Below are 22,971 nucleotides of genomic sequence, written 5' to 3'. Positions count from 1 at the left end.
TTGCTGTCGAATGGTTCTTGCTGTTCCAGCATAGAAGCTCGTGCAAACCGATTATTCGCGGACGTACAGACGCAGCGTCACGTACGCCGTCACCGCGGCCATTCCGACACCGGCAAGTACGAGGATCGGCGAGACGAACAGCACGTCACTGTTGGATATCCGCGCCACGATGTTTGCTTCGTAGACGTCGGACAGGACCCCGTCGATGAAGACGTTCTTCGCCGTGAACAGCCCGGCAATGGCGAGCACCGCACCGATCAAGGCCGCCACGACGGCTTCGAGGAGGAACGGAAGCTGGGTGTACCAACGCGTCGCGCCGACCAACCGCATGATGTTGACCTCGGTACGACGCGTGAACGCGGCGATCTGGACCATGTTGGCGATGAGCAGGATGGCCGCTATCGCCTGGACGATCGCGATCGCGAACGCTGCGTTGCGCACTCCACCGAGCACGCTGAACAGTCGGTCCACCAACTCGCGCTGATTGAGCACACTCTCGACGCCGGGCCTCGAACCGAAGGTGTCGTTGATGACGCCGAACCGCTCCGGGTCACTGAGCTTGACCTTGAACGACGCCGGGAAGCTGTCCGGGCTCACCAGGGCTGCCAGTTCGGGCTGGTCCTTGAAGACGCGCTCGGTGGCGTCCTTCACGGCGTCTTCGCGGTTGAGGTACTGAACCGCGACGACGGACGGAGTCTGCTCGAGTTCCTTGCGCAACGAACTGCAGATCTCCTGCTCGCAACCGGGATCGGCCGAAGAGATGTCGTCGGTCAGGAAGATCTGCACCTCGACTCGTTCGAGGAAGATCTGCTGGGTCTTGCCTGCCATCTGCACGACCAGCAGACCACCGCCGAAGAGTCCGAGGGAGATCGCCGTCGTCAAGATCATGGCGATGGTCATCGTGATGTTGCGGCGTAGGCCGGTCAGGACTTCGCTGAAAATAAAGCTGGCGCGCATCGGGGAATCCGATTCCTTTTCGAGAGGCCGGTTGTTTCACGACAACCGGTGGGCGTACGGGACGTGTGGTCGTAGTCGGCGCTACCTGCCGACGCCGTACACACCCCGCGCTTCGTCTCTGGTCACCTTGCCGAGATCGAGTTCGATGACGCGTCGACGCATGGAGTCGACGATGTGGTGATCGTGGGTCGCCATCACGACGGTGGTGCCGGTGCGGTTGATCCGTTCGAGCAGCAGCATGATGTCCTGGCTCGTTTCGGGGTCCAGGTTGCCGGTGGGCTCGTCGGCGAGCAGCACGAGAGGGCGGTTCACGAATGCGCGGGCGATGGCGACGCGCTGCTGCTCACCGCCGGAAAGTTCGGTGGGCAGTCGATCGGCTTTGCCGGCCAGACCGACCATGTCGAGAACCTCGGGCACAGTGCGCGCGATGACGTTGCGGGGCTTGCCGATGACTTCCAACGCAAAGGCCACGTTCTCGGAGACCGTCTTCTGCTGAAGCAAGCGGAAGTCCTGGAACACACAGCCCATGCTCTGGCGAAGCTTCGGCACGCGGCGGGCCGCCAACTTGTTGACGTGGAAATCCGCGACCTCGATGTCGCCGGACGTGGGCGACTCCATCTTGAGCAGCAACCGCATGAACGTCGACTTGCCGGAGCCGGAGGGGCCGATGAGGAAGACGAACTCCCCCTTCTCCACCTCCACACTGACCTTGTCGAGCGCCGGCCTGGTGGAGGCCTTGTAGGACTTCGACACATTCTTCATGCTGATCACAACTAGCCAGTCTAGCCGTTATCTAACGGTGACCTTGGCGCCACGCGCGAGCACCCTCGTCCTTATCCGGTACCGGTGGTCGCGGGTGACTGCGGCACAGACGTCGGTGCCTGCATCGCCGCGCCAGGTTGGGGAACGGTCGTCGTCGCCGGAGTGGTCGGCACCGTGGTCGCGGACTGTTCGGCGTTGCCCGGCGCAGGCGCGGGACCCGAAGTCGGCGTCGGAGAACCTGAGCTGCCCGTGCTCGATTCCGGAGACTGGGTCTCGGACGTAGTCGTCGGCTCGGTCGAGGACGGCACGGGGGTCGTCGTCGACGGTTTGACCGAGGGCGCGACGTAAGGCTCGGTCTGCGACGTGTCCACGCTGGGCGGTGGTGTCACTGCGGTCGGGTCCTCAGGATTGAGATACGTATGCAACAGATACGTCAATATCCACGCCACGATGAGAATGAAGGTAGAGGTTCGCATCCGGCCGCCGAAGATCCGGGACGGGAGCCAGTCCAGGTGAAACAGTCGGTCGAGTCCGCGGCGCGGTTCCTGATCGGTCATTCGCTCGCCTCCTCGGTCCGTACGGTGTGCAGATCCGGTGACACCGTGATCCCCTGACGTCGCAGTGCTGCGGCGACGCGGACACGAAGAGCGCGTCCGACCTGGAACTGTTTGCCAGGGAGTGTGCGCGCGACCATCCGCACGTTGACCTGATCGACCTCCAGGCTTTCGACGCCCATGACCGTGGGCTCGTCGAGCAGCAGTTTCTTGAGTCCGCGGTCGGCCATCGCGTCGACTCCGACCTGGCGAAGCACCTCGTTGACCCGGGTGAGATCGGCGGTCGCCGGAACCGGAACGTCGATGACGGCGCGTGCCCAATCCTTGGACAGGTTGGTCGCTTTCACGATCTGGCCGTTGGGAACGGTGATGACCTCGCCGTCGGAGTTCCGCATCCGCGTCACGCGCAGGGTCACGTCCTCGATGACACCTTCGGCGTCGTCGGAGGAGCCGGTGATCGCAAGCCGGACGGTGTCACCGAAGCCGTACTGACGTTCGGTGATGATGAAGAAACCGGCAAGAATGTCCTGCACGACGCGCTGTGCACCGAAACCGAGCGCCGCACCGAGAACGGTCGCCGGCGCGACGAGACTTCCGATCGGCAGGTTCAGTTGGTCGAGAACCTTCAGCGTCGCGATCACGTAGATGAACGTGATGACCACCCAGGTGATGACCTGCGCGACCGAGTGACGATGCTTGGTCGCCTCGGAACGAACCAGCGCATCGCCCAACTGATAGTTGGAGTCGATCTGGTCGGTGACCTTGTTGCCTCCCCAACTGACCAACCGGGCGAGAATCATCGCCCCGAGCACGGTCATGAGGACGGACAAACCGGTGGTTTGAAGCCAATCGAGCAGGTTCTGCCCAGGTCGAAGTAAAGTCATCGTGCCTTTCGGTATCCGAACGCTATGCGGACTGGTTCTCGCTCATGCGCCAGCGGATGCCGGCCTCGAGGAACCCGTCGATGTCGCCGTCGAGCACTGCCGACGGGTTGTTGACCTCGTACTCGGTACGCAGGTCCTTGACCATCTGGTACGGATGCAGAACATAGGAGCGCATCTGGTTGCCCCACGAGCTGCCGCTGTCGCCCTTGAGCGCATCCATCTCGGCGCGCTCTTCCTGACGCTTGACCGCGAGCAGCTTTGCCTGCAGGACGCGCATCGCCGACACCTTGTTCTGGAGCTGCGACTTCTCGTTCTGACAGGTGACGACGATTCCCGTCGGGATGTGCGTGAGTCGAACGGCGGAGTCCGTCGTGTTGACCGACTGGCCGCCGGGACCGGACGAGCGGTAGACGTCGACGCGGATGTCGTTCTCGTTGATCTCGATGTGGTCGGTCGTCTCGACGACCGGCAGTACCTCGACCTCGGCGAACGACGTCTGACGACGCCCCTGGTTGTCGAAGGGACTGATGCGAACGAGCCGGTGGGTGCCCATCTCGACAGACAGCGTGCCGTACGTGTACGGGCCTTTGATCGCGAACGTCGCGCTCTTGAGTCCGGCTTCTTCGGCGTACGACGTGTCGTAGACCTCGACGCCGTAGTCGTGCTTCTCCGCCCAGCGGATGTACATACGCATGAGCATCTCGGCCCAGTCTGCAGCGTCGATACCGCCGGCACCGGAGCGGATGTTGATGAGCGCGTCGCGCTCGTCGTACTCGCCCGAGAGCATGGTCTTGACTTCCATCGCCGCGATGTCGTCTCGCAGGCTCGCGCGCTCGGCGTCGGCGTCGGCCACCGCGTCGGGGCCTTCGTCTTCTGCCAGTTCGTAGAGGATCGGCATCTCGTCGAGTCGCTCGCGTAGTGCCACGATCCGGCGCAGCTCGGCCTGCGCGTGGGAGAGCTGGCTCGTGACCTGCTGGGCGTGTTCCTGGTCGTTCCACAGACCCGGGTCGGCTGCCTGGTGCTCGAGCTCGTCGATGCGTCGGCGCAGCTCCTCGACGTCCACAACCGATTCGCAGGTGCGAAGGGTGGTGTCGAGGGCGTTCAGGTCTGCAATTACGTCGGGATGCACGGTTCTCAAGGCTACCGGGTGCCGACCTCGGCCCTGCCGCCCGTCACGTATTGGGATCACCGGGACTGGAAGCCTTGCCAACCTCGCTCCGAGGGAACCTACTGGAACGATGACTGTCACCGACGAATACCTGCAGAACAACGCCGCCTACGCCGAGCAGTTCACCGGACCGCTCCCCCTCCCACCCAGCAAACACGTCGCCGTACTCGCCTGCATGGACGCCCGCATCGACGTCTATCGGGTGCTGGGAATCAAGGAAGGCGAATCGCACGTCATCCGCAATGCGGGTGGAGTCGTCACCGACGACGAGATCCGATCCCTGGCCATCAGCCAGCGTCTGCTGGGAACTACCGAGATCATCCTCATCCACCACACCGACTGCGGAATGCTGACGTTCACCGACGACGACTTCAAGCGATCCATCCAGGACGAGATCGGCATCAAACCAAATTGGGCTGCCGAATCGTTTCCCGACATCGACGAGGACGTCCGTCAGTCGTTGAAGCGCATCGAGAACAGTCCGTTCGTCACCGCGACGACCTCCCTACGCGGATTCGTCTTCGACGTCGCAACCGGAAAGCTGAACGAGGTCCTCCCCGATTGAGCCGGTAGGTTGTGTACCCGTGACCGATCGCGCATCCGACCTCGCACTCGCCCTCCGTATCGCCGACGAGGCTGACGCGATCACTCGCGCCCGCTTCGGCGCCCTCGACCTTCGAGTGGACGACAAGCCGGACCTCACCCCCGTCTCCGACGCCGATCTGGCTGTCGAGCGAGCAGTGCGCGCGACGCTCGGTGAGCATCGTCCTGCGGATTCCGTACTCGGCGAGGAATTCGGCGGCGACGCAGTCTTCGAGGGCAGACAGTGGGTGGTCGACCCCATCGACGGGACCAAGAACTTCGTCCGCAACGTACCGGTGTGGGCCACGCTGATCAGCTTGCTCGAGGACGGCGTCCCGGTCGTCGGCGTCGTGAGCGCACCTGCACTGAATCGGCGATGGTGGGCTGCAACAGGTTTGGGTGCACATACGTCCTTCGGGGACAGTGATGCGCGAGCGATCCAGGTATCCGCCGTCGATCGCAGCGAGTCAGCGAGCCTGAGCTTCTCGAGCCTCTCGGGGTGGAAGGACCGCGGAATTCGCGATCAGTTCGTCGAACTCACCGACCACGTCTGGCGCGTGCGCGGTTACGGGGACTTCTTCTCCTACTGCCTCGTGGCCGAAGGCGCCGTCGACATTGCTGCCGAACCCGAGGTTTCCCTGTGGGATCTGGCAGCGCTCGACGTATTGGTCCGTGAGGCCGGCGGCGCGTTCACCGATCTGGACGGCGGCGCAGGTCCGCACGGCGGCAGCGCGGTCGCCACCAACGGACTGCTGCACGAAGACGTTCTGGCCCGCCTGCGGTAACCACCCGACTACCAGAACATCCCACCCGCCGCAAGGGTCCGAGGGAGGAGTTCCGACAGGCCCGTCGGCAGGATTCGGCACGACATCTCGGCCCGTTGACTGGAAGTAGTTGATCACGCACTACTTCCAGGAGAACGATGAACCGGATTTCCAGGCGCACGATTCTGTTCGGTCTGGCCGCAGCGCCCCTCGGGCTCGCGGTGGGCTGCGGCGCCGACCCGGCAGCGAAGAGCGCCACACTGGCGGTGGCCGGAACTTCGCGTCCGCTACCGATTCCACCGCTTGCCGAATCCACCGTCGACGACGCCGGTGTTCGCCACTTCACACTTCGTGCCGGTGCCGGAACCACCGAGATCGTCGCGGGAAAACTCACCGACACTTGGGGTTTCAACGGATCCATTCTGGGACCCACCGTCCGCGCCGAACGCGGAGAATCTGTCGCATTCACGATCGACAACACACTGGCAGAGCCCACGACCGTCCATTGGCACGGCATGCATCTGCCCGCCCGATACGACGGCGGCCCGCACCAGACCATCGAAGCCGGCGGACGCTGGGAACCGGCGTGGACGATCGGCCAGTCGGCGTCGACGCTCTGGTATCATCCACACCCGCACGGATCCACCGAACGGCACGTGCAGCGCGGTCTCGCCGGACTGTTCCTGATCGACGACGCCGACACGCGGGCGTTTGACATCCCCAAAACCTATGGTGTCGACGATGTTCCGCTGATCATCCAGGATCGTCGATTCCTCGCCGACGGCAGCTTCGACGAATCGGATCCGACCGACATAGGCCTGCTCGGCGACACGATAGTCACCAACGGCATCTCCGACGCCTACCTCGACGTCACCACCGGGGTCGTCCGGTTACGCATTCTGAACGGCTCTTCCGGCCGTCTCTACAACCTGGGGTTCCCCGACGACCGCACCTTCGATCTGATTGCCACCGACGGCGGACTGCTCGAATCACCTATTGCGATCAAGCGGATTCAGCTCAGCCCCGGCGAACGAGCCGAGATCGTGGTTCGCGTCGACCCCGGCGCGACGACCACACTGGTGTCGTTCCCGATCGAGGACGGCGGTGGCGTGAGTTCCTCCGACGCCGAGAACTTCGGCATGAACGACCGCTTCGACATCCTCGAACTGCGGGGCGTTGCCAGCCGCGCGTCACGGTCGACTCTCCCGGCGCAGTTGGCCGTACTGCCGAGTCTGGATCCGTCGAAGGCAAGCGTTTCCCGAACCTTCGATCTGCAGTGGTACATGATCAACGGGCAACGAATGGACATGAACCGCATCGACTTCGAGGCCGAGGTCGGCGCGACCGAGGTGTGGACGATCACCAACAAGGACAACTGGCCACACAATTTCCATGTCCACGACGTACAGTTCCAGATCCTCGACGTCGACGGTCGCACTCCCCCGCCGCACTTGCGCGGACTCAAGGACACCGTCTACACACCGCCGGGCAGCAGGGTTCGCGTCGCACTGCAGTGGTCCGAGTACACCGATCCCACCTTCCCGTACATGTTCCACTGCCACCTGCTGATGCACGAGGACCAAGGGATGATGGGCCAATTCCTCGTCCTCGAACCGGGACAGAAGGCGGCTCCGATGCAGATGGACATGCCGATGGACATGCCGATGCCTGGTTCGCACTCCGGTCACTGAAAGTTCTGCAAGTGGTACACGGCGAGGCGAACCCGATTGTCGCAACCGGTCTTCGACATCAGGTTCGCCACGTGCGTCTTCACCGTGGTCACACCGAGATGCAGCGTGTCCGCGATCTCCTGATTGCTCTTCCCTTCTGCCACCAGCGCGAGGACCTGCGATTCGCGATCGGTCAACGGAACCTTCTCCGTCGCAGCAGTGTCTGCGATACCACCGATCACCGCTCGATCCACAACGCGGCGGAGAAGTTCCGGAGTGAACACCATCTCGCCCTCGGCGATCCGCCGAATGGCACCGAGCAACTCGGCGGGTTCGGTGTCCTTGACGAAGAATCCCGAAGCCCCCGCGGCGAGTGCGGGATACAGATGATCGTCGTCGTCGAAGGTGGTCAGCACGAGGATGCGCGCTCGACGACCGGCCTTGACGATCTGCTGCGTGGCGCCGATCCCGTCCAGCCCGGGCATTCTCAAGTCCATCAGAATCACGTCGGGATCCAATTCTGCAGCGAGCGCTACCGCCTCGACGCCGTTCGACGCCTCACCGGCCACGGTCATGTCCTCGGCTGCCGCGCACAGCATCCGCAAACCGGCGCGCACAAGTCGCTGGTCGTCGACGATCAGCACGCTGATCACGAGACACCGCCCGAGACAACGAGTGGAATACTCACGTGCACTTCCCATTTCCCGTCACTGTTGGTGCCGGCGGTCATCTCGCCGCCGACCAACTCCGCACGCTCCTGCATTCCCACCAGGCCATGACCTGCACTCCGAGGCGATCCCTCGACGTCGTTGACAACCCTGACATGCACCCGGTTGTCTTCGCGACCGACCGAGACCGATACCAGCCCCTTCTTGTCGCCGTGCTTCATGACGTTGGTCAGTGATTCCTGAATCACCCGCAACAACGTCAGCCTCCCGATCGCGTCGAGATCGGCTGCGCCTGACTCGACATTCTCCTGGGCATCGAAGACTGCCCGCACCTCGAAACCCGCCGCACGCACACGATCTATCGCCGCCTCGATTTCCGCCTCGACGGCATCCGGCTCGACCAGAGCGACCTCACCGAGCGAAGGATCACGAAGTGCGACCAGGAGGCGACGGATATCGGCCAGCGCATCGGACGCAGTCCCACGCACATCCGCGAGGACCTCACGCACGGCCTCGTCCTGGGGCGCCAAGACATGTTGAGCCACGCCGATTCTCAGGACGATCGATGCCATGTGGTGCGCAACCAGGTCGTGCAGTTCGCGGGCGAGCGCACTGCGCTCCGCAGCGCGGGTCTGCGCAAGATTGTTCGCGGCCAATTCACGCTGCGAGCGTAGATACAGCCCGAGCAGCAGTGGCAACCCCACGTACGCAAGCACTTTCACAGCCGTCGTGACAGACCAGAACGCTTCGTGAGATTCGAACCAGATACCCGCGAGCACCGAACCGCACCATCCTGCTGCCGATACGGCAACCATTTCTCTACGCTCGGCCCGCATCGTGACGTCGACGACGGCGACCGCCCCGAGATACGGAACAAGCTCGGACAGCCCCCAGGCGTCGGCGACGAACATCGGAACGGCGAGCGCCGAGATGACCAGGGACGCGAAGACCGGCCATCGACGGCCGACGGCGAAGGCGAGCGCCGACAGCATCGACAGAATCCAGTAGGTGAGGGGAACTCGATACTCCCCCGGATACGTGCTGGCGATCAACAGGCACGGGACCACCACCAACGGCGTGTAGCGCACGTACCGCTGTATCCGATCTGGCACCTCTGTCCGGTTCACCCCTCGAGCCTATGACGCGCATCATTTCGCGGTTTCTCGACAACAGACCTTACTGATGAGTAAGATAAGGATCGTCCAACGCCCCAACACCGAGAAACAGCTGGTGATCATGACCAAGCAAGACAGTGTTGCCCCCGACAAGAGCGCTCAGCGCAGCGAATCGGGCGCGCAGCGCGGCGGCGCCAAGGGTGCGCCCCGCGACACGTCCGCCGTCGGCCTGAACCCGATCAAACGCGACGCCATGGGCGCAGCCATGCGTGTGCTTACCAAGATCACCGGTTCGGAACTGGCCGAGAAGTTCAATCTGCGTCAGACCATCGATCGCGTGACCTACGAGGGCACCAAGACGGGCTTCAAAACCCTGGGTGCCGCCACTCGAGGATTCCAGAAGGTCTCGGGCAACGGCGCACCCAAGCGCCTGCCCGACAACCCGAGCAAGAACGCCGACTACTTCGATCTGACCCCCGACGACGACCAGAAGATGATCGTCGAGACCGTGCGCGAGTTCGCGGCCGAGATCCTGCGTCCCGCAGCGCACGACGCCGACGGCGCAGCGCAGGCACCCGCCGATCTCTCCAAGCGCGCAGCCGAGCTCGGCATCACGCTGATCAATGTTCCCGAAGAACTCGACGGAGCAGCTGCCGATCGCGGCGCAGTCACCAATTCTCTTGTTGCCGAGGCACTTGCGCACGGAGACATGGGGCTTGCACTTCCGATCCTCGCACCCAGCGGCGTTGCAGTCGCACTGACGCAGTGGGGCACCGACGCGCAGCAGAAGACCTACCTTCCGGCCTTCACCGGCGAGCAGGTCCCCGGCGCAGCAGTGGTGGTCAACGAACCACGCGCACTGTTCGATCCGTTTGCCCTGCAGACCAAGGCAGTTCGCTCCCCCAGCGGCTACAAGCTCAACGGCGTCAAGAGCTTGGTGCCCGCCGCCGCTACGTCCGAACTCTTCGTCATCGCCGCAGAACTCGACGGCAAGCCGTCCTTCTTCATCGTCGAATCCGACACCAAGGGACTCGTCGTCGAAGCAGATCCCAGCATGGGTCTGCGCGCCGCCGGTCTGGGTCGCCTGATCCTCACCGACGTCGCTGTGTCAGAGTCCGCACTGCTCGGCGACGGTGACGCCGAGCAGCGTAAGGCCGAATACGCCGACGCGATTCGCCTGGCTCGACTCGGTTGGGCGTCCATGGCCGTCGGCACCAGCCAGGCAGTTCTCGACTACGTGATTCCGTACGTCAACGAGCGCGAAGCGTTCGGCGAGCCGATCAGCCACCGCCAGGCGGTTGCCTTCATGGTCGCCAACATCGGCATCGAACTCGACGGACTGCGCCTGGTCACGCTTCGGGGCGCTTCACGCGCCGAGCAGGGCTTGTCCTTCGCTCGCGAATCCGCTCTGGCCCGGAAGCTGGCTTCCGAGAAGGGCATGCAGATCGGCCTCGACGGTGTGCAACTCCTCGGTGGACACGGGTTCACCAAGGAACACCCGGTCGAGCGCTGGTACCGCGACCTCCGTGCCATCGGCGTTGCCGAGGGCATCGTCCTCATCTGACGCCGCTGAACTTCCAGGAGAACCACGATGATCAACCTCGAACTTCCCAAGAAGCTCAAAGCATCAGCGAACCAGGCACATCAGGTCGCGGCGCAGATCTTCCGACCCATTTCACGTAAGTACGATCTCGCTGAGCACGAGTATCCCGTCGAGCTCGACACCATGGCCGCCATGGTCGAAGGCCTCTCCGATTCCGGTGGAGACATCGGCGGTGCCAGCGGCGGACGGTCCGACGCGAGCGCCAAGGGTGGCAACGCCAACGGCGGCAACATGTCTGCGCTCCTCAACTCGCTCGAAACGTCTTGGGGCGACGTCGGACTCATGCTCTCGATCCCCTACCAGGGGCTCGGCAACGCCGCGATCGCCGCAGTGTCAACCGACGAACAGCTCGAACGTTTCGGTAAGGTGTGGGCCTCGATGGCCATCACCGAACCGAGTTTCGGTTCCGACTCCGCCGCAGTGACCACCACCGCCGTTCTCGACGGCGACGAGTGGGTTCTCAACGGCGAGAAGATCTTCGTCACCGCCGGTGAGCGTTCGACGCACATCGTCGTGTGGGCGTCGGTCGACAAGTCGAAGGGCCGAGCGGCCATTAAATCGTTCGTCGTTCCGCGTGACGCACCGGGCCTGAGCGTTGCCCGCCTCGAGCACAAGCTGGGCATCAAGGCCTCCGACACCGCAGTACTCCTGCTCCAGGATTGCCGCATTCCCGCGGACAACATCCTCGGCAGCCCGGAGGTCAACGTGGAGCAGGGCTTTGCCGGCGTCATGCAGACGTTCGACAACACCCGGCCCCTCGTTGCAGCCATGGCCGTCGGCGTCGGACGCGCAGCTCTCGAAGAACTGCGCGGCATCCTGACCGAAGCCGGTGTCGAGATCTCCTACGACACACCGGTCTACAACCAGCATGCAGCTGCAGCCGAGTTCATCCGTTTGGAAGCCGACTGGGAGGCCGCGTACCTGCTGTCTCTGCGCGCGGCGTGGATGGCCGACAACAAGAAGCCGAACTCGCTCGAAGCGTCCATGTCCAAGGCGAAGGCCGGCCGCACCGGCACCGACGTGACGCTCAAGGCAGTCGAGTTGGCCGGCACTTACGGCTACTCGCAGCGCCCGTTGCTCGAGAAGTGGGGCCGCGACTCGAAGATTCTCGACATCTTCGAGGGCACCCAGCAGATCCAGCAGCTGATCGTCGCACGCCGCCTGCTCGGAAAGTCGTCCGCCGAACTGAAGTGACGGTCGCACGGACCAGATCCCGAAACACTCCGCCCCGCCACCTTTCGAGGTGGCGGGGCGGAGTGCTCGGTCGCCATCGTGAAACTTCACCACCGAAACCTGATTGCGCATTAGTGTGTAATCAGTCCTACAACGACGCTCGGAAGAGGTTCACGTATGCCCGGATTGGTCACCAAGGTCACTGACACCATCGGCGCGGCGGGGGTCATGTTCCGAGCCGGACTCGTCCCGTTCCCTCGCCTCGATCGCGGGCTCAAATCCATTGCAGCCGTGGACAAGTACGGACCCTTTGCCGGGCCGGTCCATGCACACGCCGAGAACGGCTACGATGCGGTGGCGGTCATCGACGAGCGCGGACCCATCACCTATGCCGAGCTCGAGCGTCAGAGCAACGCGTTGGTCCGGGCGTGGCAGGCCGACGGCATCACCTCCGACTCCGTCATGGGTGCGATGTGCCGTAACCATCGAGGCTTGGTCCTGACCATGCTGGCGGCAGCGAAAAACGGAACGAAGCTCGTTCTCATGAACACGGGCTTCGCTCGGCCCCAACTCGTGGACGTCGCCGCGCGGGAGAAGGTGGTCGCCTTCGTCTACGACGACGAGTTCGCGGACATCGCCGATGCCTTGCCGGACGACGTCGTCGTCTATCGTTCCTGGCCAGAGGGCACGGCCGCTGACGGTTCCACGGCAGCTACTCTCGACGAGGCCATCGCCGGACGCACCACGTCGTCGGTGCCGGCACCCGAGAAGAACGGTGGCTTCGTCCTCCTCACCAGCGGCACAACGGGAACTCCCAAGGGTGCGCCGCGTGGCCACACCTCCCCTCTCGCGTCGGCGCAGTTCCTCGACCGCGTGCCGTTGCGCCGCGGACAGACCATGATGATGGCGGCCCCCGCCTTCCACGGAACCGGCGTCTCGCAGTTCGCTCTCGCGTTGGCGCTCGGCCAGACCGTCGTCATGCATCGAAAGTTCGATCCGGAGAACACGATCAAGCTTGTCGCCCAGTACAAGTGCGACAGTCTGGTCGTGGTCCCGACGATGCTCACTCGCATCATCGACCTCGGTCCCGACGTGCTGTCCAAGTACGACACGTCGAACCTGAAGATCATCTTCTCGGCAGGTTCGTCACTCTCACCCGACCTGTGCAAGCGAGTCACGGCCTCGTTCGGGTACGTCCTCTACAACCTGTACGGATCCACCGAGGTCGCAGTGGCCACGGTCGCGACTCCCGAGGATCTGACCATTGCGCCGGGAACCGCGGGCCGCGCTCCGGTGACCTGTCACGTCGAACTGTTCGACGAGAACAACAGGAAGATCACCACCCCACACACGATCGGCAGGATCTTCGTCGCCAGCGGGCTGAGCTTCGAGGGATACACCGACGGGCGCGACAAGGAACGTATCGACGGACTTCTCTCGACCGGCGACGTCGGACACTTCGACGCCAACGGCCTCCTCTTCGTCGACGGCCGCGACGACGACATGATCGTCTCCGGTGGCGAGAACGTCTACCCGCTCGAAGTCGAGAACCTGCTCGCCGATCGCGAGGACGTCTTGGAAGCGGCAGTCATCGGAGTCGAGGACGCCGACTTCGGGCACCGCCTGCGAGCGTTTGTCGTCGTCGCCCACGGCGCCGACCAGAACTCCGACGAGCTGAAGGATCACGTCCGGTCGAATCTCGCGCGCTACAAGGTTCCCCGCGAGATCGTCTTCATCGACGAACTTCCCCGCAACGCCACCGGAAAGCTGTTGCGCCGCGTCCTGATCGAGATGGAGATCAGCGAAGACTGAGCACAGTCACAAAGCGCTGAGCGTGCGGATCAATTCCGCCTCGTCGACGCGAGTGGAGTGCCCGTCGCGGAGTACGACCTCGCCCGCAACCAACACCGTGTCCACTATCTGACGACTGCCCGTCGTGAGAATGGACGCGCCCGGATCTCGTACCGGGAGGCAACCGAAGTCGCGTTCGAACCGAATCATGGTGAGGTCGGCGGGATCACCCACGGAGATCCCGCCGGACCTGGCCGGCAGACCGAGTGCTGCGTTTGCACCGCCGGATGCGATGTCGATCATGGCTTCGAAGCCGAGCAGGTCGGCGCGGCCGCGCGCGGCTCGCTGCACGTAGGCGCCGGTGCGCAGCGTCTCGAGCATGTCCTGAGTATCGTTGCTGGCTGCGCCGTCCACACCCAACCCCACCGCGATCCCCGCGTCGAGGAAACTCGGGACGGGCGCGATTCCGCTACCGAGCCGCATGTTGCTGACGGGGTTGTACGACACTCCGACGCCGCGCTCCGCCAGCACCTTCTGACCACGGTCGTCGAGTTCGACGCAGTGGACCGCCAGCACCCGGTCCCACAAGAACCCATGGGAATCCAGGTAGTCGACCGCGTTCATGCCCGCGTGTTCGGTACACATCGTGTTGTCGGTCTGCGTCTCGAGCAGGTGAATCGAGACCGTCAGGTCGCGAGCCTGCGCGAACTCACGCACTTCCGACATCCCCTCCGGGGTCAGCGAACGCGGGTTCGGTACCGCGACTGCCACGTCGACGCGGGAACCTGCGACGTCGCGCATCATCTGATCCGTATGTGCGAGAACGTCTCCGAGTGGTTGCATGAGCCGCGGATCGAAGCCCCACTTCCTCGTCTTGTCCGCCCGGTCTGCGGTTCCGCGTCCCAGTACCGCACGAATCCCGGTGTCGTGCAACGCCCGGATCACAGCGTCGTGAACCTCGCTGGACGGGTGCGGCCACATGTGTTCGACCAGGGTGGTCGTACCGCTGCGCAATGCCTCCAGCGAGGCTGCGACAGTGGCCGTGTATGCGCGCTCCGGCGTGATCTGAACCGACTCTTCTGCGACCGCGAGTAGCCATTCGAGAAGCGGTGTCCCTTCGGCGATCCCACGCATCAGTGACTGCTGAAGGTGCGTATGGGTGTTGACGAACCCAGGGATCAGATACGCCCCCGATCCGTCCACACTTCCAGGTGTGGCGGTGCCGGTCGACTTCTCGATCGATTCGACCACCCCATTCGAGACGACGACGTCGTGGCCGGTCAGCCATTGCCCGCCGCTGTACAACGTCACGTCCCGGATGATCGCGTCGGTCATGTTCTTGGGCGCGGTAGTCATCGCCAGTTCTCCTGAAAGTGTGTGACGGAACGGATACGGATCAACGCGCGAAGTTCGCGCGTACTCGCTGGTCGATGTAGTCCTCGGCAGTGATCGGCGGGTACTTGCCCGCCGGCCCCTCGATGGTCACGTCGCGGTTCGCCTGAGCGAAGAACGCGAGGCTGTAGCGGGCTCCCCGATAGTCGGTGACTCCGGGACTCTTGACTCGATGAAAATTCGACGGCAGGACGTCATCACTCCATCTCATCAGCATGTCGCCGATGTTGCAGGTGATTGCTTCCTCAGCCGGCACCACCGACGTCCATTCCTGGGTGTCCATCTCCTTGCCCGGGCACAGTTGCAAGCCGCCCTGACCGTCACGCTGGAAAAGCAATGTCAGGCAATCGAAATCGGTGTGTGCTCCGGCACGCCACATCCCTTCGACATCTGCGTCGGCGGCAAGGGGGAAGTAGTGGAGTAGTCGCAGCGTGCTCTGGTAGGTGTCCACCGACGGGTCATGTGCCCTGGTGAAGAAGTCTCGTTCGAATCCCAGCTTCTCGGCGAAGCACGACAACAGGTCCATCGCAATGCCCCAGCACTTGGCTTCGAAGTCCAGGATCGTTTCGCGGAATCCGCCCAATTCGTCTGCAGTGGGCCACAGATCACCCATATGCGGGCGGGTCACCTGATAGGACTCTTTCTGATCAGGTGTTCCGATGGACGGACGCACCTGCGTCATGCTCTCCCAGCCGGAGTTGAAACCCTTCTTGAGCGGATACTGCGCTTTGACCTCAGTGGGCAGTGCAAAGAATCGCTCGGCCGCCGCGAAAGCCTCGCGGACCTGGTCCAGATCGATCCCGTGATTGACGATTTGGAAGAATCCGATGTCGGTCGCTGCCGACCACAACTCCTCGGCGATCTCGCTGCGCCGGTTCTCGAAATCCGAGAGATCGATTCTTCGGACCTCGCGGTCGGTGGTCTCCGTGCCCAGGCCACCCATGCGGGTCTCGCGGTTGAGTTCTGTCATGTCGTACGTCATTTGCTGTCAGCTCCTTCAGCGGATTCCGATGGACCGATCGGTGAACTTGTCGGTGTAGATCTCTTCTGCAGTCAATGACTGCGGTATCGCCGCACCCCCGGCGTTCAGGATGGGCTTCAGTTCTTCGACGGTGTGAGCGACTCGCGTCATGTCGAACGTGCCGACGGATCCGTCCGCCTCGTTCGCGATCAGGCCCTTCTCTTTCAAGAGTTGGGCACTGAACGCTGCTTCACCCTCGGTGTAGGGAGAGAACGACACGTCCTGCGAGACGACGTCGACAATGGCAGCATTCGCCGTATCCGGCGCAGTGATGTAGTCCGCGGTGGCCTGCTGAATGATCGGAACCAGCTTGCTCAAACACGGGGAGAGTGTCTCGACCTTGTCGGCACGAACGGAAACATTGGACGCGTAGATGTCGAAACCCGAATCTTTCAGCAGGTCATAGGAAACCGGCTTGTCCCACGCCGGCGTCTCCTTCTCGTACGTGTACGGTTCCGAATTCGCGAATCCTTGCTGAGCGATGGTCGGGTCACCGACAAATCGCGAGGGAGCTCCGTCGTAGCTCGTGTCGAGCTGAGACTGCTTCAGTAGGCCTTTCGCCACGAGCCACTGCGGAAACAGTTGCTCCTTGGAAACGACGACACTCGCGTCGGACTTGCCGATATCGGCAACACTCGCCCATTCCGGATGAGACTCTTTGTCCCACATGAGGATTGCCGGGCTGTACTTGAGCAATGGCGTGACGGCCACAACGGGCTGACTTGCCGCTGCCGCGATCACCTGATCGCCGTGCACCAAGCCGAGAGTGATCGAATCGTCGACGTACATCTGGGAGCTGACGGATTGGAACCCGATTGCCGGTCCCCCGGCCCGCAAGGTCAAGTCGACTCCGGTGTCCTTCCCTCCGGCGACAAGAGTCCCGCTGACGGACTTGTCGTCGGTGTCGACCGAATAGCCGGGACCAAGCATCTCGAAGAGCGCTCCCATATCCGACTGCGGCTGCCATTGGAGTTGAACCACAACGTTTTCCGGACAGAGACCCGCTAGGTTCTGAGCCTCGGCAGCTGGTTCGAGAGATTCAGCCTTGGCCGTCTCAGCCTCACTGGAGCTGCACGCAGTCAATCCGATGGCTGCACACATGGCCAGTGCCGCGCCGGCCGCTCCCACACTTCTGCGATTGGAATGCACCTTGCGATTTGAATACACAGCGTCTCCTTCGTGAAAACAATTGGGATGTGGGCGAACCAGGAAGGATGATCCGATGTGCACACTCTGCAGCACATGGATTACATGCAATCGACTAGTTGTTTCCATCAGGTAACGCGCGCCCGGATTCTCGCTTCACCTGCAATGTCACCTCACATTTACATTCAGCAATCTAGGCGACATACATGCAATTCAAGATGGTTCATACATCTTGAAGAACTTTTGCATGCATTATCGAACCGGAGGCTCAGATGGAACTCGCGAACACGATGCAGGATGCCGACGCTCGCAAGCTCACCGCACCGATGCAGATGGTCTTTTCCGATGTCGTCAAGAAGTTCGATACCGGCACTGTCGCGCTGGACGGCATCGATCTGAACGTGGAGCGAGGAGACTTCGTCGCCGTGGTCGGACCCTCCGGCTGCGGCAAGTCGACTTTGTTGCGCATGGCGGCCGGCCTCGAGCGACCGACCAGCGGCGCGGTTGCCCTCGACACCGAATCAGTTGGCTTCATCTTCCAGGAGCCGACTCTCCTCCCCTGGCGAACCGTGCAGGCCAACGTCGAATTGTCCGCCGAACTCGGTGGCGGCGACAAAGCAGCCCGAAAATTGCGCGCCGACGAGGCAATTCGCGCAGTGGGACTGGCGGACTTCGCGAAACAACTGCCCAACGCGTTGTCGGGCGGAATGAAGATGCGCGTCTCGTTGGCGCGTGCGCTCACCCTCGCACCTGCTGTGATGCTGCTCGACGAACCTTTCGGTGCTCTCGACGAGATGACACGACTGGAGATGCAGGTAGAGCTGCAAAGGCTCTACACCGACAAGGGGTTCACCTCGATGTTCATCACGCACTCGGTATCCGAGGCCGTGTACCTCGCAAACAAGGTGGTCGTCATGACCGCCCGGCCCGGACGAATCCATTCGGTCGTGGACATCGATTTCCCGTACCCGCGTAGCCCGGAACTGCGCTACGACGCCCGATACACCGAACACGTCGCCGAGATCTCGGCCAGTCTCCATGGGAGCTCACGATGACCGAAGTCCTTGCAGTGCAACAGGGCACCACCGCACGCAATTCCGCCGTTCGCACTGATTCTGCGACCGCCGCGCGAGCACAGTCACAGCCCGGACGGCCCTCGCGAATGAGAGCGCTCGGCACCTTCCTTCTCTATCCGCTGCTCTCACTTGCCGGCGCGGTCGCAGCGTGGTCGATCGTCAGCTACCTCGTTCTCTCCCCGGAACGTCGATTTCTCCTTCCGCCGCCGAGTCAAGTACTGACAAAGTCGCTACTCGACTGGAAGCACCTCTCGCCCATGCTCGAAGCCCTCGCAGTGACGGCACAGGTAGCACTGGTCGGCTTCGTCGTCGCGGTGGCAGTCGGCGTCGGAACCGGCGTGCTGATGAGCCAGGCCAAGTGGATCGAGCAGATCGTCTATCCCTATGCCGTTGTGCTGCAGGTCATTCCCATCCTCGCCATCGTCCCCCTCATCGGGCTCTGGTTCGGCTACGGTATGACCGCGCGTACCCTGGTGTGTGTTCTCATCGCAGCCTTCCCGATCATCACCAACACACACTTCGGATTGCAATCGGTCGATCGCGGACTGCACGAACTCTTCACCCTCGGCCGCGCGTCCCGTTGGGATCGATTGGTGAAACTCGAACTGCGAGCGGCAATGCCGGCTATTCTCACCGGCATCCGCACCGCCTCCGGCCTTGTTGTCGTCGGTGCCATCATCGGCGACATGTTCTTCGCCAAAGGACAACCCGGGATCGGAACGCTGCTCGACGTCTACCGAAGCCGCCTTCAGTCCGAGGATCTGATCGCCGCGATCGTGATCGCGTCGGTGTTCGGTGTCCTCGTCTTCTCTGCCTTTGGATTCCTCTCACGTGTGCTCGTCGGTAAGTGGCACACGTCCGGCCGCAAGGACTTTAAATGACCCACGAAACTCCTGTCTTCGAAATTCCTACGATCGATATCAGCCCGTACCTCCGCGGCGAGGCAGCGGTTGCAAACGCCACCAACAGCACTGCCTGTGCGGAAGTGGCAGCTCAACTCGATCGCGCGTGCCGGGAGGTCGGATTCATACAGATTGTCGGACACAGCATTCCACGATCGGCGACCAAAGGACTGGCCGACGCTCTCGACGAGTTCTTTGCTCTCCCACTGACGGTGAAGAACAACTATCGCCGTCCCTCGTCCGAGAACCGCGGCTACTCACCACCGAAATCGGAATCACTCAGCATGAGCCTGGGCGTCGCCGCCGCGAACCAGATGAACGATTTCTACGAAGCAATAGTCGTGGGCACAGAGGTGAGCGACTATCCGGGCGTCGACCTACCCGAGTCCAGCTACGCCGCCAACACCTGGCCCGTGGCCGCGCCCGGATTCCGACCGGCAATCGAAGAGTATTTCCGTCATGCCCAGGGCTTGGCACGAATCCTGATGTGCGCCTTTACCGACGGTCTCGGATTGCAGCCCGGGTACTTCGATTCGATGCTCGACCATTCGATCGACGCGATGAAGATGAACAACTACGCACTGCCCGAGGGCGAGATCCGCATCTCCGGCGACATGACGGGAATGGGCGCTCACACCGACTTCGGAATCTTGACCATCCTGTGGGCAGATCAAGTTCCGGGCCTTCAAGTTCTGAGTGCCGACGGCGTATGGCACGACGTCCAACCTGCCGACGGCGCACTCTTGATCAACCTCGGCGACGCGATGGCACGCTGGACGAACGACCGATGGCGCTCGACAGTGCACCGAGTCGACCCACCTATCGTCGATGGTCAGATCATCCGACGTCGCTCTGCCGCATTCTTTTTCGACGGGAACTACGACGCCGTCATCGAAGCACTGCCAGGGACTCTCACACCGGGCGAAGTGGGATACCCGCCGATCACGATCGCTGAGAACATCGCGGCCAAAGTGGCCGGACTGAAAGGCGCGACGGCGCCCGAGGTCGACAGTCGCAGCGCTGACCGGGTGCGCGCCGCTGGATAGCGCTCCCGGGTACCGTCGACATCGTGCAGGATCGAAGTGAGGACAAGATGACCACCACCGAACGAGCTTTACTCACCGAGTCCGTGCACGAGACGCTTCGCGAACTGATCTTTTCGGGCGAGCTGGCGCCGGGGACACCACTGAGTGTTCCCGCGCTGGCGAGCAAGCTCAATGTCAGTCGAACGCCGGTCCGCGAGGCCGTGCAGCAGTTGATCTACGAGGGCATCGCCGTCCACACACGGAATGCGGGTGCAAAAGTCGATTCGCTGGACGCGGAGTCTCTGCGCGCGGTCTTCGAGGTGCGTGAGGTACTCGACGGTCTCGCGGCGTTCAACGCCACGGCCAATGCCACGCACGAAACCGTGTCACAGCTGAACAAGATGGTGCAGGTGCAACGCGAACTTCTCGAGAGCCCGCCGGATCAGCGTCGGGATTCGAAGCTCGACCTCGAGTTCCACACCTTGATTCGTGAGACTGCATGCAATCACCCACTCAGCGAAGCCCTGCATCGTCTGGATGGACAGTCACATCTCTACCGTTCGGACATGTGGAGCCTCGAGCTCAATCGGCGGATCGCCGTCACCGAGCACGCACGTATAGTCGCGGCCATCGAATCGGGTGACGCCTTGGGGGCGAGGACTGCCGCGAGCGCACACGTAGCCGGGCTACTCGTCCGAACAACCCGGACCTGAAGCTTTACCGAAATGACGGAAACAGTGTGTCAGGCCAGGTGATGTCGCCGTCGTTCTCGTCCACGAACGTACCGACACAGTCGCGCCCCAAAGCGCTGATCGCTCCCGAGATGACCTCTGGATGCTCGAGCTCGGTGAGGTGGTCTCCTCCGGTTCCGGCCCCGGGAACGCCATCGACGTACACCCGGCACTGGCCCCCGTCCAACCGACCGTCCGCCCACTCGCCCGAACTCTGCACCACCGAATAGTAGGCAGATCCAGGAGTGTCCTCACCGGCATTGAGCTTGGTGAGAACTTCGGAGAACATGCAGGTGTCGTAACCGTCGGCAGGGCCTTGTACGCAGCCACCGGGGCTACCGTACTGTGGCGCACCGATGGCGACGAATGAATCCACTACTTCGGAGCCACCGAGGAACTTCGCGTAGTACCGGGAGCTCAGTCCACCCGCACTGTGCGCGATCACCCCGACGGAGTCAGCGCCGGTAGCGTAGGAGCGAATCGAATCGGCAATCAGCTCGGCGTCGGCCGCAATCATCTTGCCGGGTGCATCGACGAAGTGTGTCTCGTAGCCCGCAGCGCTCAGTGCCTTGTCGAGGGCGCGGTAGGTCGCCTGGTGCGTTTCTCCCGAGTTGTAGAGCTGCTGCCCCGGAACGATGAAGACCACGCGCTTCGCATCGGTGATCCGCCCACCGGCGGCAGCGCTTCCTGCCGAGAACGCCAGAGCGGTGGTCACCAGCGAAGTAGACACCGCCATCGCCAAGAGAATCTTCGAGAGTCGCACGTCGCCACCCTACGACGGCTGCGCACAAAAAAGGACCGCCGCACTGGAATCCAGTGCGGCGGTCCTTTTCTAGTAGCGGGGACAGGATTTGAACCTGCGACCTCTGGGTTATGAGCCCAGCGAGCTACCGAGCTGCTCCACCCCGCGATGCATGGACAAAGTTACACGAGCAGGTGAACGGAACGCAAATCGCCTGCGCTAGAGCGAAATACACGCCTGAAAGTGGAGAAATCGGGTGACTGGGTTCACAAAATGCCCGTGAGCATCAACACATAACAAGCATGTAACGAACGTACGTCGAAACGGCATCGGATAGTCTCTACCAGCACAAACGCTAAAATCTTGGGTCGAGAGCAGACCAGACAGTCCGGAAAATTGCGAATCGACCCTCGTTCGACGCTCCCGTACGGTCGGTCCCGGCCCGAATCAACCGGGCGAACGCCGACCCGCCGCTGCTCCACTCTGCCCCGCGGGATCGGAACCCCCGAAACCTTCGAGGGGCAGAGACACGGAGAGACAAGCGCCCGGGAAAGTCAGCATCATCGCCGACCCGCAGGCCCGCCGATGTCAGCAAGCGCGGAGAGGATTTACCCCGACATGACGTACACCAGCATCAGCAAGCGTGCATTCGGCACATTGGCAGTAGCCGGCGCACTTGTCGCAGTGCCCCTCACCATGAGCACCGGCACCGCTTCCGCAGCCACCCACAACTGGGACGGCGTCGCACAGTGCGAGAGCGGTGGCGACTGGAACATCAACACCGGAAACGGCTACTACGGCGGCCTGCAGTTCTCGCAGAGCACCTGGACCGCCAACGGTGGCACCGGCTCGCCCGCCAACGCTTCCAAGGAAGAGCAGATCCGCGTCGCCGAGAACACCCTGCAGAGCCAGGGCCCCGGCGCATGGCCCGTCTGCGGCCAGCGTCTGACCGTCGCGAGCGAGCCTGCAGTCGAAGAAGCTCCCGCCGCAGCACCGGCTCCCGTCGCCGAGGCACCCGCAGTTGCTCCCGCCATCGAGATCCCGGCCGAGCTCAAGCCCGCCGCACAGCAGGCTTACGACACCGCTCGTGACCTCGCCGGCCAGTACGGCTTCGCCGCACAGTTCCAGCAGCTCTCCGATGCCAACGCACCGATCGTTGCAGCACTGCGCTGATTCAGCTCGTACAGCTTCACCTGAGAACACAAGAAGGCCCGCCATCCGATCGGATGGCGGGCCTTCTGTGAC

At 62.8% G+C, this 22,971-nt stretch carries 22 protein-coding genes and 1 tRNA gene; 11 read left to right on the top strand and 12 right to left on the bottom strand.

Translation table 11 applies throughout. From position 1 onward, the window contains the following. Positions 1-51: 51 nt before the first annotated feature. The 5 genes from ftsX to prfB all read right to left on the bottom strand — a co-directional run bounded on the left by ftsX (position 52) and on the right by prfB (position 4,286). The gene (ftsX, locus tag ACVZUB_RS11575) at positions 52-957 is read right to left on the bottom strand and encodes a permease-like cell division protein FtsX (protein WP_003942367.1); all 906 of its coding nucleotides are present in this window, start codon (positions 955-957) and stop codon (positions 52-54) included. 81 nt (positions 958-1,038) lie between these two features. Continuing rightward, the gene (gene ftsE / locus ACVZUB_RS11570) at positions 1,039-1,719 is read right to left on the bottom strand and encodes a cell division ATP-binding protein FtsE (protein WP_020969258.1); all 681 of its coding nucleotides are present in this window, start codon (positions 1,717-1,719) and stop codon (positions 1,039-1,041) included. 71 nt (positions 1,720-1,790) lie between these two features. Then, complete coding sequence (locus ACVZUB_RS11565) at positions 1,791-2,276, bottom strand: Rv3103c transmembrane domain-containing protein (protein ID WP_007731286.1); 486 nt, start codon at positions 2,274-2,276, stop codon at positions 1,791-1,793. Then, positions 2,273-3,157, bottom strand: coding sequence for a mechanosensitive ion channel family protein (locus ACVZUB_RS11560; RefSeq protein WP_003942304.1), 885 nt, complete (start codon positions 3,155-3,157; stop codon positions 2,273-2,275). Before ACVZUB_RS11560 ends, ACVZUB_RS11565 begins: the two co-directional genes overlap by 4 nt. Before the next feature lie 22 nt (positions 3,158-3,179). Then, positions 3,180-4,286, bottom strand: coding sequence for a peptide chain release factor 2 (prfB, locus tag ACVZUB_RS11555; RefSeq protein ID WP_003942364.1), 1,107 nt, complete (start codon positions 4,284-4,286; stop codon positions 3,180-3,182). Between the two features lie 109 nt (positions 4,287-4,395). On the opposite strand from prfB, the gene ACVZUB_RS11550 reads away from it, so the two are divergent. From ACVZUB_RS11550 to ACVZUB_RS11540, 3 genes are all read left to right on the top strand, one after another. Further along, on the top strand, positions 4,396-4,890 hold the full coding sequence (locus ACVZUB_RS11550; protein WP_007731285.1) for a beta-class carbonic anhydrase: 495 nt from the start codon (positions 4,396-4,398) through the stop codon (positions 4,888-4,890). Positions 4,891-4,909: 19 nt separating this feature from the next. Beyond that, a complete protein-coding gene (gene hisN, locus ACVZUB_RS11545) occupies positions 4,910-5,692 on the top strand; it encodes a histidinol-phosphatase (RefSeq protein ID WP_003942301.1) in 783 nt (260 codons plus the stop codon). Positions 5,693-5,829: 137 nt separating this feature from the next. Then, complete coding sequence (locus ACVZUB_RS11540) at positions 5,830-7,362, top strand: multicopper oxidase family protein (protein WP_063316614.1); 1,533 nt, start codon at positions 5,830-5,832, stop codon at positions 7,360-7,362. Here ACVZUB_RS11540 and ACVZUB_RS11535 read toward each other — a convergent pair. Together ACVZUB_RS11535 and ACVZUB_RS11530 are read right to left on the bottom strand one after the other, a co-directional pair. Then, on the bottom strand, positions 7,356-7,994 hold the full coding sequence (locus ACVZUB_RS11535; protein ID WP_047271656.1) for a response regulator: 639 nt from the start codon (positions 7,992-7,994) through the stop codon (positions 7,356-7,358). The genes ACVZUB_RS11540 and ACVZUB_RS11535 overlap by 7 nt on opposite strands. Then, a complete protein-coding gene (locus tag ACVZUB_RS11530; protein WP_223304439.1) occupies positions 7,991-9,136 on the bottom strand; it encodes a sensor histidine kinase in 1,146 nt (381 codons plus the stop codon). The genes ACVZUB_RS11535 and ACVZUB_RS11530 overlap by 4 nt, the downstream gene beginning before the upstream one ends. Before the next feature lie 103 nt (positions 9,137-9,239). On the opposite strand from ACVZUB_RS11530, the gene ACVZUB_RS11525 reads away from it, so the two are divergent. The 3 genes from ACVZUB_RS11525 (at position 9,240) to ACVZUB_RS11515 (ending at position 13,712) form a co-directional block, all read left to right on the top strand. After that, positions 9,240-10,688 (top strand): acyl-CoA dehydrogenase family protein, encoded by a 1,449-nt coding sequence (locus ACVZUB_RS11525; protein ID WP_003942317.1) that lies wholly within the window; start codon positions 9,240-9,242, stop codon positions 10,686-10,688. A gap of 27 nt (positions 10,689-10,715) precedes the next feature. Continuing rightward, entirely contained in the window at positions 10,716-11,921 is a 1,206-nt protein-coding gene (locus ACVZUB_RS11520) for an acyl-CoA dehydrogenase family protein (RefSeq protein WP_003942363.1), read from the top strand. Positions 11,922-12,077: 156 nt separating this feature from the next. Continuing rightward, a complete protein-coding gene (locus ACVZUB_RS11515; protein WP_063316616.1) occupies positions 12,078-13,712 on the top strand; it encodes an acyl-CoA synthetase in 1,635 nt (544 codons plus the stop codon). A gap of 6 nt (positions 13,713-13,718) precedes the next feature. Here ACVZUB_RS11515 and ACVZUB_RS11510 read toward each other — a convergent pair whose 3' ends face one another. The 3 genes from ACVZUB_RS11510 to ACVZUB_RS11500 are packed head-to-tail and all read right to left on the bottom strand — an operon-like array spanning position 13,719 to position 17,271. After that, complete coding sequence (locus ACVZUB_RS11510; protein WP_058039108.1) at positions 13,719-15,047, bottom strand: amidohydrolase family protein; 1,329 nt, start codon at positions 15,045-15,047, stop codon at positions 13,719-13,721. Positions 15,048-15,087: 40 nt separating this feature from the next. Then, positions 15,088-16,065, bottom strand: a complete 978-nt coding sequence (locus tag ACVZUB_RS11505; RefSeq protein ID WP_003942293.1) for an isopenicillin N synthase family dioxygenase — start codon at positions 16,063-16,065, stop codon at positions 15,088-15,090. A 15-nt stretch (positions 16,066-16,080) separates the two neighbouring features. Further along, the gene (locus tag ACVZUB_RS11500; RefSeq protein WP_007731279.1) at positions 16,081-17,271 is read right to left on the bottom strand and encodes a hypothetical protein; all 1,191 of its coding nucleotides are present in this window, start codon (positions 17,269-17,271) and stop codon (positions 16,081-16,083) included. 251 nt (positions 17,272-17,522) lie between these two features. Between ACVZUB_RS11500 and ACVZUB_RS11495 the strand changes: the two genes are divergently transcribed. From ACVZUB_RS11495 to ACVZUB_RS11480, 4 genes are read left to right on the top strand one after another with little or no spacing between them, the layout of a single operon-like run. Beyond that, a complete protein-coding gene (locus ACVZUB_RS11495) occupies positions 17,523-18,305 on the top strand; it encodes an ABC transporter ATP-binding protein (protein WP_003942349.1) in 783 nt (260 codons plus the stop codon). After that, positions 18,302-19,207: an ABC transporter permease gene (locus tag ACVZUB_RS11490; RefSeq protein ID WP_482628428.1), complete on the top strand. Its 906-nt coding sequence runs from the start codon at positions 18,302-18,304 to the stop codon at positions 19,205-19,207. The genes ACVZUB_RS11495 and ACVZUB_RS11490 overlap by 4 nt, the downstream gene beginning before the upstream one ends. Beyond that, positions 19,204-20,274, top strand: coding sequence for an isopenicillin N synthase family dioxygenase (locus ACVZUB_RS11485; RefSeq protein WP_482628427.1), 1,071 nt, complete (start codon positions 19,204-19,206; stop codon positions 20,272-20,274). Before ACVZUB_RS11490 ends, ACVZUB_RS11485 begins: the two co-directional genes overlap by 4 nt. 47 nt (positions 20,275-20,321) lie before the next feature. Beyond that, entirely contained in the window at positions 20,322-20,966 is a 645-nt protein-coding gene (locus ACVZUB_RS11480; RefSeq protein ID WP_007731273.1) for a GntR family transcriptional regulator, read from the top strand. Between the two features lie 4 nt (positions 20,967-20,970). Here the strand turns inward: ACVZUB_RS11480 and ACVZUB_RS11475 are convergent, their stop codons facing one another. Next, entirely contained in the window at positions 20,971-21,747 is a 777-nt protein-coding gene (locus tag ACVZUB_RS11475) for an esterase/lipase family protein (RefSeq protein ID WP_073512805.1), read from the bottom strand. A gap of 73 nt (positions 21,748-21,820) precedes the next feature. Continuing rightward, positions 21,821-21,894: transfer RNA gene (locus ACVZUB_RS11470), tRNA-Met, on the bottom strand. Positions 21,895-22,344: 450 nt separating this feature from the next. Between ACVZUB_RS11470 and ACVZUB_RS11465 the strand changes: the two genes are divergently transcribed. Next, positions 22,345-22,899 (top strand): transglycosylase family protein, encoded by a 555-nt coding sequence (locus ACVZUB_RS11465; protein ID WP_003942299.1) that lies wholly within the window; start codon positions 22,345-22,347, stop codon positions 22,897-22,899. The last annotated feature ends 72 nt before the right edge of the window (positions 22,900-22,971 follow it).

The sequence above is a fragment of the Rhodococcus sp. OS5 genome (genome assembly GCF_056837585.1).
This window is presented reverse-complemented; position numbering and strand designations above follow the sequence as displayed.